Source organism: Alcaligenes sp. RM2, from assembly GCF_052931795.1.
This window is the reverse complement of record NZ_JBRFIO010000003.1, coordinates 35514-51784: the sequence shown is the minus strand read 5'-3', so window position 1 is coordinate 51784 and position 16271 is coordinate 35514. Positions and strand designations below refer to the sequence as shown.

General features: G+C 56.7%; 13 protein-coding genes and 1 riboswitch. Of the genes, 4 read left to right on the top strand and 9 right to left on the bottom strand.

Annotation, left to right across the window (positions count from 1 at the left end):
• Position 1: 1 nt before the first annotated feature.
• The 3 genes from ACU6HM_RS11920 to coaE all read right to left on the bottom strand — a co-directional run bounded on the left by ACU6HM_RS11920 (position 2) and on the right by coaE (position 2904).
• Positions 2-1273 carry an efflux RND transporter periplasmic adaptor subunit gene (locus ACU6HM_RS11920; RefSeq protein WP_203145432.1) on the bottom strand — a complete coding sequence of 424 codons (1272 nt, stop codon included), beginning with the start codon at positions 1271-1273 and terminating at the stop codon, positions 2-4.
• Positions 1274-1495: 222 nt separating this feature from the next.
• Positions 1496-2251: a cell division protein ZapD gene (gene zapD, locus ACU6HM_RS11915; RefSeq protein WP_026484449.1), complete on the bottom strand. Its 756-nt coding sequence runs from the start codon at positions 2249-2251 to the stop codon at positions 1496-1498.
• A gap of 50 nt (positions 2252-2301) precedes the next feature.
• Positions 2302-2904: a dephospho-CoA kinase gene (gene coaE, locus ACU6HM_RS11910; RefSeq protein ID WP_009458744.1), complete on the bottom strand. Its 603-nt coding sequence runs from the start codon at positions 2902-2904 to the stop codon at positions 2302-2304.
• Positions 2905-3038: 134 nt separating this feature from the next.
• Here coaE and ACU6HM_RS11905 point away from each other — a divergent pair, with 134 nt between their 5' ends.
• Positions 3039-3677 carry a hypothetical protein gene (locus ACU6HM_RS11905; RefSeq protein ID WP_009458742.1) on the top strand — a complete coding sequence of 213 codons (639 nt, stop codon included), beginning with the start codon at positions 3039-3041 and terminating at the stop codon, positions 3675-3677.
• Between the two features lies 1 nt (position 3678).
• Here the strand turns inward: ACU6HM_RS11905 and ACU6HM_RS11900 are convergent, their stop codons facing one another.
• The 4 genes from ACU6HM_RS11900 to ACU6HM_RS11885 all read right to left on the bottom strand — a co-directional run bounded on the left by ACU6HM_RS11900 (position 3679) and on the right by ACU6HM_RS11885 (position 6672).
• Positions 3679-3954 carry a response regulator transcription factor gene (locus ACU6HM_RS11900; protein ID WP_009458741.1) on the bottom strand — a complete coding sequence of 92 codons (276 nt, stop codon included), beginning with the start codon at positions 3952-3954 and terminating at the stop codon, positions 3679-3681.
• A gap of 778 nt (positions 3955-4732) precedes the next feature.
• A complete protein-coding gene (gene panC / locus ACU6HM_RS11895) occupies positions 4733-5581 on the bottom strand; it encodes a pantoate--beta-alanine ligase (RefSeq protein WP_009458740.1) in 849 nt (282 codons plus the stop codon).
• Positions 5582-5592: 11 nt separating this feature from the next.
• The gene (locus ACU6HM_RS11890) at positions 5593-6435 is read right to left on the bottom strand and encodes a segregation and condensation protein A (protein WP_446763849.1); all 843 of its coding nucleotides are present in this window, start codon (positions 6433-6435) and stop codon (positions 5593-5595) included.
• A 45-nt stretch (positions 6436-6480) separates the two neighbouring features.
• Positions 6481-6672: a DUF3460 family protein gene (locus tag ACU6HM_RS11885; RefSeq protein ID WP_009458738.1), complete on the bottom strand. Its 192-nt coding sequence runs from the start codon at positions 6670-6672 to the stop codon at positions 6481-6483.
• A 76-nt stretch (positions 6673-6748) separates the two neighbouring features.
• On the opposite strand from ACU6HM_RS11885, the gene ACU6HM_RS11880 reads away from it, so the two are divergent.
• Positions 6749-8182 carry a DHA2 family efflux MFS transporter permease subunit gene (locus ACU6HM_RS11880; RefSeq protein WP_060185321.1) on the top strand — a complete coding sequence of 478 codons (1434 nt, stop codon included), beginning with the start codon at positions 6749-6751 and terminating at the stop codon, positions 8180-8182.
• Between the two features lie 63 nt (positions 8183-8245).
• Here ACU6HM_RS11880 and ACU6HM_RS11875 read toward each other — a convergent pair whose 3' ends face one another.
• Both ACU6HM_RS11875 and metH read right to left on the bottom strand, forming a co-directional pair.
• Positions 8246-9085 carry a helix-turn-helix transcriptional regulator gene (locus ACU6HM_RS11875; protein ID WP_446763848.1) on the bottom strand — a complete coding sequence of 280 codons (840 nt, stop codon included), beginning with the start codon at positions 9083-9085 and terminating at the stop codon, positions 8246-8248.
• A 1-nt stretch (position 9086) separates the two neighbouring features.
• Positions 9087-12860 (bottom strand): methionine synthase, encoded by a 3774-nt coding sequence (gene metH / locus ACU6HM_RS11870; RefSeq protein ID WP_022983630.1) that lies wholly within the window; start codon positions 12858-12860, stop codon positions 9087-9089.
• A gap of 142 nt (positions 12861-13002) precedes the next feature.
• Positions 13003-13167, top strand: a riboswitch (cobalamin riboswitch).
• A gap of 70 nt (positions 13168-13237) precedes the next feature.
• On the opposite strand from metH, the gene ACU6HM_RS11865 reads away from it, so the two are divergent.
• Positions 13238-15082 (top strand): TonB-dependent receptor domain-containing protein, encoded by a 1845-nt coding sequence (locus ACU6HM_RS11865; RefSeq protein WP_446763847.1) that lies wholly within the window; start codon positions 13238-13240, stop codon positions 15080-15082.
• A gap of 187 nt (positions 15083-15269) precedes the next feature.
• Positions 15270-16259 carry an ABC transporter substrate-binding protein gene (locus ACU6HM_RS11860; protein WP_446763846.1) on the top strand — a complete coding sequence of 330 codons (990 nt, stop codon included), beginning with the start codon at positions 15270-15272 and terminating at the stop codon, positions 16257-16259.
• The last annotated feature ends 12 nt before the right edge of the window (positions 16260-16271 follow it).

The following is a 16271-nucleotide window of genomic DNA, read 5'->3' as shown; positions in this document are numbered from 1 at the left end:
CTTACTCGCTTGCAGGACGTGGACGGCGACCCTCACCCGGACGTTTGCCTTGCTCTGGCTTGTCGGCGGCATCATCGGGCGCAGGCTTTTCCTTGACCTGACCATCTTGCTGCATCACCTCGACCTCCGAGCCTTCACGCAAACGGTCAGTCCCTTCAACCACCACACGATCGCCCTCTTTCAGGCCGGTTTTAATCAAGGTCAATTCCAGCGTGGCCGTACCCAATTCCACCACCTGGATATGGACCTTGTCCTCGGCATCCAGGGTGTACACATACGTGCCCACCGAACCCCGTTGCACAGCGTGCGATGGGATCAGCAAGCCTTGTTCCTGGCCCAAAAAGACACGGGAATTGACAAACTGATTAGCAAACAAGGTTTCATCGGCATTATCAAATTCGGCCTTCACTTTCAGCGTGCCGGTATTGATGTCGATCTGGTTATCCAGTGCCTGCAAACGGCCCTTGTCCGACAAGAGCTGACCCTTGCTGTCGATCAGGGACACCCGCAAAGGCGATTCGCTTTGTTTCATGGCCTCCAGCAGGCTGCTCAATTGATTCTGCGGCAAGGAGAACTCCACGCCTATGGGATCCGTCTGGGTAATGACGACAATCCCATCGGTACTACCGGCAGACACCAGATTGCCCTGATCCAGCTTGCGCAAACCCAGGCGGCCATCCAAAGGCGCCGTAATACGAGTGCGATCCAGCTGGACCTGCGCACGGGCCACCTCTGCTTGATTGGATTTGATCTGTGCCTGCAGTTGCTGAACGGCCGTTTCCTTGGTTTCCAAGGCCTGGCGAGCAATAGAATTCTGTTGAAACAGGACGCGGTGGCGGGCCAGTTCCTGCTGCGCCCCTTTGAGCTGAGCCTGATTCTGCGCCAATTGGCCACGCGCCTGATCCAGTTGCACCTGATAGGTACGCGGATCAATCTCGGCCAGCAAATCGCCGGCCTTTACACGTTGGCCGTCCTTGAAGTGGATGCGTTCGAGCACACCATCAACTTCGCCGCGCACGGCGACTGTTTGCAAAGGTTTAACCGTGGCAATCGCATTGACCGTTTGGTCGATCAGGCCTTCCTTGACCGTGGCCACCTGCACCGGGACTTTAGTCGCCCCCATCATGCCGCGAGGCCCGCGCATGGGAGTGGACGTACTGGAAGGGGAAGACAGGGCGTAATAAACGAGGCCTGCTGTCACCAGCAGCCCCACCACCACCCAGACATAGAAGGATCGGGACCGCCGACCTCTGCCTGTGTTCAACTCCGACATGAATACTCCCCGGCTAAAACTTGATTGTCTCTATGCACGGTCTAAATAAGCGTTTAAGCACTACCGATCGTGACGGCGACACGCATTATGCAGCCAAAACACGATAGCAATTAGTTTCAAACGATAAAGAGATACAAGCGCTGACAAAACCGCATCCCTGCTAGACCACGCTGGCACAGCAAGTATAAAAGCGGCAGTCTGAACCTTATATGAACAGCGTTTTCAGCCGAAGTTGCAACGGGCCAGCCTGAAGGGGATATCCCCCGTCACGGCCTGCGGTTTCAATTGATTATCTTGCTGCACAAAGCGTATCCAGATGACGTAGCGGTTAGCGCTCATTTCCGGATAGATGCACGCACCGGCGTCCACCCACACCCGCAGCAACTGGAAGGTCTTGCCTGCCAGCATTTCTTGATAGGAACCGTCACGGGCCAGTTGGTCTGCCGAGTCACCCGACTGACGCAGCAAGCGCAAAATCAAGGCCAGACCTTGATACAGTGGCAGGAAAGACTCGGACCAACGGCGCAAATCCTGGACACGATCGGCATCGGGGCGCTGTTGCCAGGAGTAATAAGAAGGCATGTCCACCTGGGACGTGCCACCGGGCACAGCAACCCGGCCCCGCAAACTGGCCAACCATTCATTTTCACGCAGGCCCTGCCCCACCCGCCCCTGGGCCGAGAGGTCAGCAGAAGCGCGCACAATTTGTTCAATCATCTTGTCCAGCGCCTGCAGCTGAACACCGGGGTGTTCACGCAGCGCAGCCAGCGCCACGCGCTGACGCTCAAGGTCTTGAAGAACAGCAGAACGCAAATCGGTTCGATCCGAGATGTCCAGTAAATCAAACAAAGTCGCTACAGCGATCTGATGCGAGTACGCATCCTGGTTGGCCGAAAAATGAAACAGCCTATCGAACAAGTATTCGACTCTCAGTAAAGCCCGGACACGCTCATTGCAGGGGTATTCGTATAGAGTCACGCGTTTAAAAACCTTTTTTTGTCGACTGGAGGGTCAGACACGTCGTGTTGTCAGGCAGTCAAGGCACACCAGCGTTGGTGTACTGCTCGCGCCCGCTCTTCCAACAGGGGCAAAGTCGTCTGCCCATCATTCAGAACCACGTCGTCGGCCACATCCAGGCGCTGCTGACGTTGCGCCTGTGCTGCCATGATACGTTCAATTGTGGCCACTGCCAGCCCGTTGCGCTTTTGAACACGCTCGATCTGGGTCGCTTCATCACAATCCACAACGCAAATCCGGTCCACACGGTCTCGCCATCGTCCTGATTCCACCAGCAAGGGTACAACCACAACAAGATAACATCCTTGCGCTTTCAAGGTCTGTGCTTTTGTTACGTTCCAAATCAGGGGATGAATGATCGCCTCAAGTCGATGACGGGCATCAGGATCGGCAAATACACAGGCCCGCATCCAATCCCGATCCATGGAACCATCCGCGGCCAAGGCCTGTGCCCCAAAGGCAGCGCGAATCGGCTCAATGGCCAGACCACCGGGCGCGGTCAACTCATGCGCGATGACATCCGTATCCACGACAGCCGCCCCCCAAGAGGCAAAAAAATTGGCCACCTGGCTTTTGCCCGATCCAATTCCACCAGTCAGCCCAATTGTCAGCATGCGCAATCCACGGATAAAAAACAAAACTGTAACGTACCCGCGCCAATCCTCCTACCCTGAATAGACCTGATACTGTCCCGCCGCCCCAGGTCTAGCGTAGAATTCAGCTATCAACCAGTCCACGGAAGCCCGCCATGTCTTTCACCAAGATTTCCCCCCTGCGTTCCCTTACCTTGCTTTCGGTCGTTTTGCTGGCAGCATGTGCCCAGGCACCCGTTCAGCCTACCCCCAACGAGGGTCGCGACTCCACCCAGAAAGACGCCCTGCGCCAAGCGCAAGGTAGCGGCACCGCCCGCGCCCCCTCGCAAATCAATTTAGGCTTCGGTAACCAGGAAGGCCTGCACGCCATCACACCGGCCCGCGCCCAGCAGCCTGCCGCCATGGTCGACCGTAGCGTTCCAGAGCTGGCCGAGCCCAAAACCTTTCTGGGCACCCTGTCCTGCCCACCACAAGGCGGCGCATGTGAGCCCTACAAAATCAGCGTAACCCTGGCTCCTGCTGGCCAATGGCGCTTGCGTGCCACCCCGCTGGGTGCTGGCGAAGAACACCGCATGAGCGGCTGCTGGGTACCTATCGGCACACAGCCTACCCGCATCGCTTTGCTAGCCAACAACGACTCGACCTTGGCCGATCTGAGCTTTGTGAACAACAACGTACTGCGCATTCACACCTTTAACCAGCAACGCCCTACGCTGGAGAGCCACCTGACTCGCCAAGCCGACATCGACCCGATCAGCGAGCTGGACGGCCAGGCCACTCCCGCCTGCCGCTAATCTAAGGAATAGACAGGCTGCCCACCAGGCTGGGCGGCAGCACATCGCGCAAGCCCGGCTCGCTAAATACAAAGCGGGTCAATTCAACCGCATTGCGCACGCGTAACTTCTGAAAAACGCGTGCCCGATGCGCCTCCACCGTACGCTGGGAAATCGCCAATTCAGCCGCAATCACCTTGTTCGCCTTGCCGATGGCAATATAAGACAGCACGTCGCGCTCGCGTGGAGTCAGACTTTCAAACAGCACAGAGGCGGGCAAATGACTATTCAATACCATGTCAGTCTCGTATATCTGTACCAGGCGAACAGGCCGCCTGCGATGTGAAAAATCAACCATAGACAGAGTTTGTCATTTTAGGCAGGGACTACGCGACTGTTAACTTGTACGGGATGTTTTTGTCACAGGACTAATATAGATACACGGTTTTCAATGCGTCGGAAAACCATCTTTTTACGCCTCAAATTGGGGATAAACGCAGACAAAGCTACAGCCTCATCCCCCCAAGAAACACAACAATCACCTGGGTCCCCCCCCGGATCGGTCAAACACCCCACCTCACCACAGCACAACACAACGCAACACAACAAACCCGGCCCCATAAACTGCCAGCAGAGATGAGCATTCACGGCCATGAGCCACTCTGACGCGCAGCTCTGGGGGGCGGCGATTCAGACTGCTTGCCGCCGGCGGGAGATAGCGCAGGGATGCAAGCACCCTGCTGTTTGAACCCGACGCTTGTACTTGGTCCGGGGGACCAAGTACCGGGTGAGTTCAGGGTGCGCCCGTAGCTATCTCTCGACAAGGGCACCGGTGCGCAGCACCGGCAAGTAGTCAGCCGCCCCCCAGAGCTGCGCGTCAGAGTGGCGTCTTACTGAGTCCCACCCTGGCATGAGGGGGCCTGAACTGCCACCACCCCAACCAAAGCACCAGACAAAGGCAAAGACAAAGACAAAGACAAAGACAAAGACAAAGACAAAGACTGCAAAAATAAACCACGCAGATATAAAAAAAGCACAGTAAAAACTGTGCTTTTCTCACCAAACAACACAAGAAATCAGGCTTTAACCATTTCCAGGTTGTCGATCAAACGCGTCGCGCCCAATTTGGCAGCGGCCAATGCCACCAACGGTTCGCCAGCTGCAATTTGCTCTGGCGTCGGTTCCAGCAAATCCGACTGACGACGCAAGGCCATATAGTCCACCTTCCAGCCCAGATCCGTCATCTTCTTGGTCGCATAAGCCTCAATCTCCTCGCGGCTTTGACCTTGCTGCAAACGCTCATTCATTTCCTGCAGTGCGTAATAAATCTGCGGAGCCTGAGCGCGTTCCTCGGGACTCAAATAGCGATTACGCGAAGACATGGCCAAACCATCCTCTTCCCGCACCGTCTCGTGAGCCAGAATCTCTACCGGCAACTGGAACTGACGCACCATCTGGCGCACCACCATCAACTGCTGATAATCCTTCTTCCCAAACACAGCCACACGCGGCTGCACACAGGAAAACAGCTTCAACACAACCGTACACACGCCTTCAAAGAAGTCAGGACGGAAATGACCTTCCAGGATACGGCCCAAATGATCAGGCGGGCTGACGCGAAAACTCTGTGGCTCGGGGTACATCTCGCGCTCCGAAGGAGCAAACAAGACATACACATCGCGCTCCTGCTCCATCTTGGCCGCATCTTCCTGCAAAGTGCGCGGGTAACGATCAAAATCCTCGTTAGGGCCAAACTGCAGGCGGTTCACAAAAATACTGGCCACCACCGGATCGCCATGCTGACGAGCCAACTTCATCAAGTCCAGGTGAGCTCGATGCAGATTCCCCATGGTTGGAACAAATGCCACGCGTGTCTGGCCCTGGAGCTGATCGCGCAGTTCTTGGATGTTATGGACGACTTTCAAAAAATTCTCCGCTACGGAATAAGATCAGGCCCATCGGCCTGCGCTCGAATATAAGTCAGGCGCAAATAAATAGGAGCGTAGGGCTCGGCCTGCGTGATTTCAAGCAGTGACTCTCGTGCCAATTCCAGCATCGCCAGAAAATGCACGACAAGCACCGCCGCCGGATCACCCTGATCCAGGCGTTCATTAAACAGCTCTGTAAACTCCATGAAGCGCACATGCTGCAAACGTCGCAGAATCTGGCTCATGTGATCACGCACCGACAACTGCTCACGCGTAATCTTGTGACTGGCATTGAGCTTGGCACGCTTCAAGATGCCCAGCCAGGCCTCGCGCAAATCATCCGCATTCACTTCCGGCGGAATGGCCTCAATAACCAGTTCGGCCTGGGCATTGGCCAGCAGATAATCGCGCCCCATCAAGGGTAGCTCGTCCAGACGACGCGCGCCTTCCTTCATGCGCTCGTATTCCAGCAGCCGGCGTACCAGCTCGGCACGCGGATCATCCACCTCTTCTCCCGTGTCAGCGCGCCGCACTGGCAGCAACATGCGGGATTTAATCTCGATCAGCAGCGCGGCCATCAAGAGATACTCCCCCGCCAGCTCCAGATTGGTGGCGCGGATCTGCTCCACATAGGCCAGATACTGCCCGGTGACCTGGGCCATCGGAATATCCAGCACATTGAAGTTCTGCTTGCGGATCAGATACAGCAACAGATCCAGCGGCCCTTCAAAGGCGTCCAGAAATACTTCCAGCGCATCAGGCGGAATATACAGATCCTGAGGGATCGCAAACAGCGGCTCACCATAAAGACGCGCCAGCACATCCTCGGGCTGAGGATCTGGCGTATCCACAACAGTCTGCTGTGCGATCTCAGTCACAGGCGCAGGTGTACAGATTTAGTTGTTTTCGTAGTACACGTAAGGTTTCTGAGGCGTGCGAGCAGCCTTGTAACCGTCTTGCAGTTCCTGGTCAATCTGCTTGTCCCACAGACGATAACGGCCTTCACGCTGCCGTGCTTCGGTATCCGCGTTCTGCTCTTTATACTGTTTAAGAAACTGGGTAATTTCGGATTCGAAATTCTTTGCCATAATACCTGTACGCCTAAATAAATTGGATAACAGAAAAGTTTGAGTTTACTGCACCGCACACCAGAGAGTTCGCCGCATGGCATCTGAACAGACCGAAGCCGCCAAACCGGCGACCATGTCCCCTCAAGAGCGTCGAGCCATACGCATTATTCCCTACATTGTGGGATGTGCATTGTTCATGCAAATGCTGGACTCTACGGTTGTAGCCACTGCCCTGCCCACGATGGCCTTGTCGCTGGATACCAGCGTCATCCGCATGAATACCATCATTACCAGCTACCTGCTGGCCGTGGCCGTATTCGTTCCAATCAGTGGATGGGCTGCAGACCGCTTTGGTGCTCGCAAGGTGTTCCTGGCCGCCATTCTACTCTTTACCGCCAGTTCTGTTGCATGTGCCCTGTCCCAGACCCTGTCACAACTGATTATTTCCCGCGTGATACAAGGCATGGCCGGGGCCATGATGGTGCCGGTGGGACGCATTATCTTACTGCGGCGCGTCCCTAAAGATGAGCTTTTAAGCGCCATGGCGGTGCTGACCTTGCCTGCCTTGCTGGGCCCCATCATCGGCCCGCCCGTGGGTGGTTTTTTAGTCACGTACGCCAGCTGGCACTGGATTTTCCTGATCAATATCCCCGTTGGCATACTGGGCATTGCCCTGGTGCTGCGCTATATCCGCGAGGACTACCCCACAGAGCGCCCGCCCCTGGACTGGCTGGGCTTTATCTTGAGCGCCATCTGTCTAGCCACTCTGGTGACCAGCTTCGAGAACGTAGGTCATGGCACCCTGGGCTGGGATACCTTGGGCTGGCTGACACTGGCCGGTCTGGTCGCTGGCACATGGTACGTCTGGCACTCCCGACAAGTTGCCTACCCAATCATTGATTTGTCACTGCTGCGCACCAAAACCTTTGCCATTTCCGTGCTGGGCGGCAATCTGTGTCGTTTCTCGCTAGGCGCTGCGCCATTTCTTTTGGCCATCATGCTGCAAACCAACTTTGGCATGAGCGCATTATCAGCAGGCCTGATTACCTTCACCGGCGCGATTGGTGCTCTGGGCATGAAACTGGTGGCCCCACCCATCATCCGGCGTTACGGTTTTCGCAAAGTCCTGATCGTCAACGCCTGGCTGACGGGCCTGTTCATTGCCCTATGCGCCATGTTCCAGGCCACCACGCCCATGTGGCTCATGATTGCCGTCCTGACCGCAGGCGGTTTTTTCCGCTCCCTGCAGTTCACCGCAGTCAACACCCTGACCTACGCCGACCTGGATTCTGAGGCCATGAGCCAGGCCAGCAGTTTTGCTGCCATGGCGCAGCAACTGGCTATCAGTCTGGGCGTAGCATGTGCGGCGGTAACGCTGAATATCAGCATGGCATTGCGCGGAGCAAGCAGCGTGGAGACCCAGGATACGATCTGGGCCTTTCTGATTCTGGGTGCTATTACGGCCATCTCCAGCCTGTCTTTTGCCCGACTGTCAGCCAGCGATGGTGAGTCTTTGCAGAAGAAGTAGGCCAGCAAGACTGAAGGAGCAAGGCACGCAGCGGCTCAAGCTGCTGTCTTGCTCAAGCTGCGCTTACGCCGGCTTATCCTCATCCTCCAGCAACATCACCAGCTTGCAATCCGGCCGTATCGCCAGGCGAAAGGTAAATTGCTGAAAGCGGCGCACTCCCTGGCTGGGGTGCCGGAAATCCCGCAAGCCGCCCTCCCGCTCCACGACGGTCTGGCGTCCCCACCAGAAAGCGAATACCTGGCTTTGCTGCGCCAACTCCTGGATCAAAGCCTGTATATCGGCCTCGTCCGCATGGGCGCCTACGTCAGCGCGGAACTCGGCCACGACGCGGCTGGCGCGCTGCTCCCAGTCCACCACCAGCTCACGCGCTGCCGGGTCCAGGAAGATATAACGCAGCAGATTGGGCTGCTCGCTACGGTCGGGCCAGCCATCGAACAAACCCAACAAGGCTTCGTTGCGAGCCAGTACGTTCCAGCTGCGGTCCAGAATGTAGGCCGGGGCGGAGATGCTATCGACACATGCGCTCAAGCCTTGCGGCAAGGGTTGAATATCACCCTGCCAATGCTCGGGATCGGCGCAGTCAGCCAGTTCAAACAGATAGTGGCGCTCGGCCCGGGCCAGTTTCAGGACCGTTGCCAGGCGGGCGCAGACCGTGGGGGACACGGTAACGTCGCGACCCTGCTCGATCCAGGTGTACCAGGTGGTGCTGATATCGCACAGCTGCGCCACTTCTTCGCGACGCAAACCAGGAGTGCGACGGCGCACACCGGGGGCCAGCCCCAGGTCTACAGGCTGGATACGCTCGCGTGCATTACGCAAAAATCGTCCCAAAGCCTGACGCCGGGTTTGAGAGGCGCCCTCGGCGCCGCCCGGATTAGCCCCTGTTGGCCCCGTCGTTCCCATATCAGCCTAATACGCCCGACAAGCTGCGGCGTACGTCTTCTTCCGTACGACCACTGCGCTGGATATAGTCTTGCAACTGGTCTTCACCAATATTGCCCACGTTGAAGTACTTGGACTGCGGATGGCTGAAGTAGAAGCCCGACACACTGGAAGCCGGAATCATGGCGTAGCTGTCGGTGATGAACATCTCGATGTCTTCACACTGCAGGACACGGAACATATCGTGCTTGACCACGTGTTCCGGGCAGGCCGGATAGCCGGGTGCAGGACGAATGCCCTGGTATTTCTCGTCGATCAGCTCTTCGTTGGACAGGCGCTCGTCGGTGACATAGCCCCACAAGTCGGTACGTACGCGAGCATGCAGACATTCGGCAAAGCCCTCGGCAAAACGGTCGCCCAGTGCCTTGATCATCAAGTCCGAGTAATCGTCGCCGGCAGCCTGGAAGCGCTCGGACAGTTTGTCTACGCCAATCCCGCCAGTAACCGCAAACATGCCGATGTAATCGGCCACGCCGCTTTCTTTCGGAGCAATGTAGTCAGCCAGACACTTGCTATCCACGCCTTCACGCTTGACGCCTTGTTGGCGCAGGTTGCGCCAGGTGAACAAGACTTCGCTGCGCGATTCGTCCGAGTAGACCTCGATATCTTCGCCATTGACGGTGTTGGCGGGGTAGAACGCAATTACACCGTTTGCCGTCAACCAGCGTCCTTCAATGACTTTCTTCAACATGGCCTGCCCTTCGGCAAACAGCGTCTTGGCCTGCTCGCCCACCACCTTGTCTTCCAGAATGGCCGGATACTTGCCGAACAAGCTCCAAGTCTGGAAAAACGGCGTCCAATCGATGAACTGGGCAATATCGGCCAAGTCGTAGTTTTTGAAGGTGCGGCGGCCAATGAATTTAGGGCGTGGCGGCACGTAGGTGGACCAGTCGATGGCAGGCTTGTCTTCGCGCGCTTTTTCCAGCGAGATCAAAGGCGTGGCTTTGCGATTGGCATGGCGCTGGCGCACTTGCTCGTATTCCTCGCGCACTTCAGCCAAAAACTCTTCCACATTGTCCGACACCAGTTGGGTAGCCACACCCACGCAGCGGCTGGCGTCCGGAGTATAGATAACCGGGCCGTCGTAATGCGGGGCGATCTTCACCGCCGTATGCACGCGGCTGGTGGTTGCGCCGCCAATCATCAGAGGAATATTGCGCTCACGGAAGTACGGGTCGCGCTGCATCTCGGAAGCGACATAGGCCATTTCCTCCAGGCTGGGAGTGATCAGGCCGGACAAACCCACAATATCGGCCTCCACTTCTTTGGCCTTGGCGAGGATCTCGGCACAAGGCACCATCACGCCCATATTGACCACTTCAAAGTTATTGCACTGCATCACCACGGACACAATGTTCTTGCCAATGTCATGGACGTCGCCCTTCACCGTGGCAATCACCATGCGGCCTTTGGAGCGCACATCACCACCTGCGGCCTCGATCTGGCGCTTTTCTTCTTCGATAAAGGGAATCAGGTGGGCCACGGCCTGTTTCATTACACGCGCGGATTTCACCACCTGCGGCAGGAACATCTTGCCCTGACCGAACAGGTCGCCCACCACGTTCATGCCGTCCATCAAAGGACCTTCAATCACGCTGATGGGGCGACCACCCTGGGCATCAATCTTCTGACGAACTTCTTCCGTATCTTCCACGATGAAGCTGGTAATGCCATGCACCAAAGAGTGGATCAGACGCTGCTCAACCGTAGTTTCGCGCCAGCTCAGGTCTTCCTCTTTCTTGGCGCCGGAGCCTTTGACGCTCTCGGCCATTTCCACCAGGCGTTCAGTGGGGGTGCGTTCGTCCGCCGGATCGGTTTTCCCTTTGGGCTCGGCCCGATTCAGGATCACGTCTTCGATCAAGTCGCGCAGATGCGGTTCAATATCGGCGTACACACCCAACTGACCGGCATTCACAATACCCATGGTCAGACCTTCCTGAATAGCGTAGTACAGGAAGACGGTGTGGATGGCCTCGCGCATGGCTTCGTTGCCACGGAAGGAGAAACTGACGTTGGAAATACCACCGGACAAACGTGCATGCGGCAGATTCTTGTGAATCCAGCCTACCCCGCGGATAAAGTCCAGACCGTAAGTCGCATGTTCGTCCATGCCGGTTGCAACAGCAAAGACGTTGGGGTCGAAAATAATATCCTCTGGCGGGAAGCCAACCTCATCAACCAGCAAGCGGTAGGCGCGTTCGCAAATTTCTACCCGACGCTCGTAACTATCGGCCTGACCTTGCTCGTCAAACGCCATCACAACAATGGCGGCACCGTATTTACGACACAGACGGGCATGTTCCAGGAAAGGCTCAATGCCCTCTTTCATGGAAATGGAGTTCACGATGGCCTTGCCTTGAACGCAACGCAAACCCGTTTCGATCACATCCCACTTGGAGCTGTCGATCATGATGGGCACGCGGGCAATATCCGGCTCGGAGGCAATCATGTTCAGGAAACGATGCATACAGGCTGCCGAGTCCAGCATGCCTTCGTCCATATTGATGTCGATAATCTGTGCACCGTTTTCCACCTGCTGACGGGCCACCGACAAGGCTTCTTCGTAGTTTTCTTGCTGAATCAGGCGCAAGAAAGCCTTGCTGCCCGTGACGTTGGTACGTTCACCCACGTTCACAAACAGGGTTTCTTCGTCAATATTCAGTGGTTCCAGACCCGACAAACGGGTTTTGACAGGAACTTCAGGAACAATGCGGGGAGGCAGCTTGCGGCACAGCTCGGCAATGGCGGCAATGTGCTCTGGCGTCGTGCCACAGCAGCCACCCACCATATTCACCAAACCGGCTTGCGTGAATTCTTGCAGCAGGCTGGAGGTATCGGCAGGCGTCTCGTCAAAGCCGGTTTCCGCCATGGGGTTGGGCAAACCAGCGTTAGGGTAGACACACACATAGGTGTCACAAATCTTGGACAGCTCGGCCACGTAGGGACGCATCAAGGCGGCACCCAGGGCGCAGTTCAGGCCAATCGTAATCGGGCGGGCATGACGCATGGAGTTCCAGAAGGCCTCCACAGTCTGGCCAGACAAGATGCGGCCAGAGGCGTCCGTGACCGTGCCCGACACCATCACCGGAACGCGCTCGCCGCGTTCATCAAAGACCGTTTCCAGAGCAAAAACAGCCGCCTTGGCATTCAACGTGTCAAAGACGGTTTCGATCAGCAGAATATCGACGCCACCATCCAGCAAGGCTCGAACCTGCTCCGTATACGCTACACGCAGCTGCTCAAAGGTGACGTTACGGGCGGCCGGGTCATTCACATCCGGGGAAATAGAAGCCGTCTTGGGCTGCGGGCCCAAGGCACCGGCTACAAAACGCGGCCACTCGGGTGTACTGAAGGCATCGCGCGCCTGACAGGCCAGTTGGGCAGAAGCCAGGTTCAGGTCATAGCTGATGCCCTGCAAATCGTAGTCACCCTGGGCAATATCCGTTGCACCAAACGTGTTGGTGCTGATGACGTCGGCACCGGCAGACAGATATTTCTCGTGAATTTCACGAATGATGTCCGGGCGTACCAGCGACAGCAATTCGTTATTGCCTTTGACGTCCTTATGGTGATTCGCGAAGCGCTCGCCCCGGAAATCGGCCTCGCCCAATTTGTAACGCTGAATCATGGTGCCCATTGCACCATCCAGAATCAGAATTTGCTGCCCCAAACGGCGCGCAAACTCGGTACCACGCGTATAGGCAGAGATCGGATAAGGCAAAGCAGGATAGGACACTAAAAGCTCCGTAACACGAAACGGGACGTTGACGGCATCTGACAGCAAGAGCCGCGAGAATGGTGGATTGGCGCCACAATTGTAGCGCTTTGTACAGCGAATCCACCCTAAACACTTAACCTTTGCCCCAGCGGCATGTAACATTTTCCGCTCGGAAAGAGGTGCTTTCCGGCCCATGCAGCCCTGGGCCTGGGAAAGTCAAATGGGAAACGTGAGCGGTTCCGCCCTGGAACTGCCAAACGTGCTGCCCCCGCAACGGTACCTGCTACGCGCAAAGCCCGACACCAGCCTGCTTCTCGACCCTGAATTCATGGCCGTCCCACGGTGGGCGGCTTCGCTTACTGATGTGCGGGGACGCACATCTCACAGGAATCTCCATGACACTACTGTCCATCAGACCTTTGATGGTCGCCCTGGCGGGCGCCCTGCCTTTGATCGCCACGGCCCAAACTGCCCCTGTCACCAAACTGGATCAAATTGTTGTTACCCCTAGCCGCATGGCTCAGCCACTGAAAAACGTGGTGGGTGACGTGACGGTGATTGATCAGGAAACCTTGCAGAAAGCAGGTCAAAGCAGTGTGGCTGAAATTTTGCAGCGTCAGCCTGGGGTGGAGATTTACAGCAGTGGGGGCCCGCAGACTACAACGGGCATTTACCTGCGCGGTACCAATCCACAACATACCCGCGTCATGATCGACGGGATGCGCATCAACAGCTCCACCAGTGGTTCGGTGAACTGGCAAGCGATTGACCCCGCCCTGATCGAACGCATTGAAATTGTGCGTGGCGCAGGCAGCAGCCTCTATGGCTCGGATGCCATTGGTGGTGTGGTGAACATCATCACCAAAAAAGGCGGCGGCGACCGTGCCTTGAGCGCATGGGGGAATGTAGGCCTGGGTTCGCAAGACACCTTCAAAGCCAGCGCCGGTTTTTCAGGTGCGGCCCAAGGCTGGGACTACAGCCTGGCTTCCAGCTACGGCACCAGCGATGGTTTCAACGCAACCAACCCGCTGTCCTTCAGCTACAACCCGGACAAAAATGGCTACACCCAGCACGGACTGAACGGTTCTCTGGGATATGAATGGGCACAAGGCCAACACCTGGGCCTGACTGCCATCAACAGCTTTATGGATGGTCAATTCGACAACGGCCTGTCCGAACGCCGCACCCCCAGCACGCAAACACGTCAGCAAGCCTACGGCCTGACCAGCACCAACAAGCTGTCTGAGTTGTGGACCAGCCGCCTGAATGCCTCGCTAAGCAAAGAAACAGTGGAAAACCGCGCCTTTGGCTCTCGCTATTCCACACTGCAACGCCAATACAGCTGGCAAAACGACCTGACTGTGGCGAAGGGCCATACCGTCTCCTTGCTGGCCGAGCGTCTGGAAGAGCGCATGACCCACACCACCGTACACAAGGACGACAAGCGCAACACCAATGCCTTTGCCCTGATTTACCGTGGCGATATCAATCAACACCACCTGCAAGCCAGCGTGCGTAACGACAATATCAGTGGCTATGGCAACAAGGTAACGGGTGGCCTGGGCTATGACCTGGACGTCACCAGCAACTGGACAGTCGGTGTAGCCGCCAACACGGGCTTTCGTGCACCTACGTTCGCGGACTTGTACTCGCCATACAACTGGGGCTTCCAAGGCAACCCGGATCTGAAACCGGAAAAATCCCGCAACGTCGAAGGCCATATCCGCTACACGGACGATACGACTGAGCTGGGCTTGGTGGTCTACCAGAACCGCATCCGCGACATGATCAACCCTTATGTGTGTGACGCCAACTTCGAATGCACGACCAGCAATACCGAAAAAGCACGTATCACTGGCGTGACCTTGACTGCCATGAAACAGTTGGGCGACACGACGCTGACTGCCAGTGCCGACTTCACCGACCCCAAAGATCGAAACACCGACAAGCAATTGGTGCGTCGTGCCAAGCAGAACTACAAAGTTGCTGTGGAGCACAAGTTTGGTGACCTGAAAACCGGCGCAGAATACTTGTTCGCATCCCATCGCTATGAAGATGCGAAGAACGAACAGCGTCTGGGCAGCTACGGCCTGTTGAACCTGACCGCCAGCTACCCGCTGACCTCCAGTCTGGAGGCCCAACTGCGTTGGAACAATGTGCTCGACAAGGATTACACCTTGGCTCGTGGCTATAACAACGCCGGCTCCAGCGTGTTCCTGAACTTCGCTTGGCGCATGTAAGCAGTAAAATCAACTTTGCTTGATTCTGGCGCGGATCTGCACAAGAGCCGCGCCATTTACTTAAAGGCGCACGATGCCCTCTTTGCCTGCGACTTATCGTCTTCAGCACTCAAAGCGCTCTGTCTGGAGCGGATTGGGGCTATGGGGTTTGCTTTGCCTGTTCGCCCTGCTTTTGGGATTGCCCATCTTGACGCAAGCGCAGGAGCAAGACCCGCTGCTGTCACAGGCGCAGACTCAAGCACAGCCCGAGACACAGGCACAGACACAGACACAGACACAGACACAGACACAGACACAGACACAGACAAGCACAGAGCAAAGCACTCAAGAAGTACAGAGCAAGCAGCAAGATAAAACAATACAAAAAGCCGCGACAGAGCAAGCAGTCCAACCCCCACAAACTGTCGCTCCAGCCCGCGCGATTAGTCTGGCCCCTCACATCACTGAAATTCTGTTTGCCGCCGGTGCCCAAGAGCACTTGATCGCCGTAGACAGTTCCAGTGACTACCCGCCTGCCGCCAAGGATTTGCCCCGCATTGGGGACGCCTTGCGCGTAAACCCGGAACGGCTGCTGGAGCTAAAGCCTGATCAGGTCTGGGCCTGGCAAGCCAACCAGATCGGCCCTGAATTACAGCGCCAGCTACAACAAACCCATATCAGCCTGATCTTTGCCGCCCCTGAAAAACTGGACGATATTCCCGCCTTTGTCCGTCTGGCAGGAGACAGCCTGGATACGGCGGAGGTGGCCGTGCCGATGGCTGCTTTGCTGGACAATCAGATTGCCGCCCTGCGCCAGAACAGCCGCTTGGGCGAGACGGTCAGCGTGTTTCTGGAAATCGGCTCCGAGCCGTTGTACACCTTGGCGCGCGATCCATTGATTCAAGATGTGCTGACCACCTGCAAAGCGCAAAACATCTACGCTCGCCATGCTGCCGTCGCCCCCACCATCAGTCTGGAAGACGTGCTGCACAAGCGCCCGCAAGTGGTCATCATGGCCTACCGTGATCCGGCCCAACTGCGCGCCCGCCACCTGTTCTGGGAAAAGCATCTGGGGCTAAGTCCCCACGCCTTGCTGAACCTGAACCCGGATGCGCTGTACCGCCCCGGCCCCAGGCTGATAGAGGCTACTCGCGAACTATGCGAGCAACTGGATCGCTATCGAGCCCAGGTATCCTGAGCGGTTTCCTAC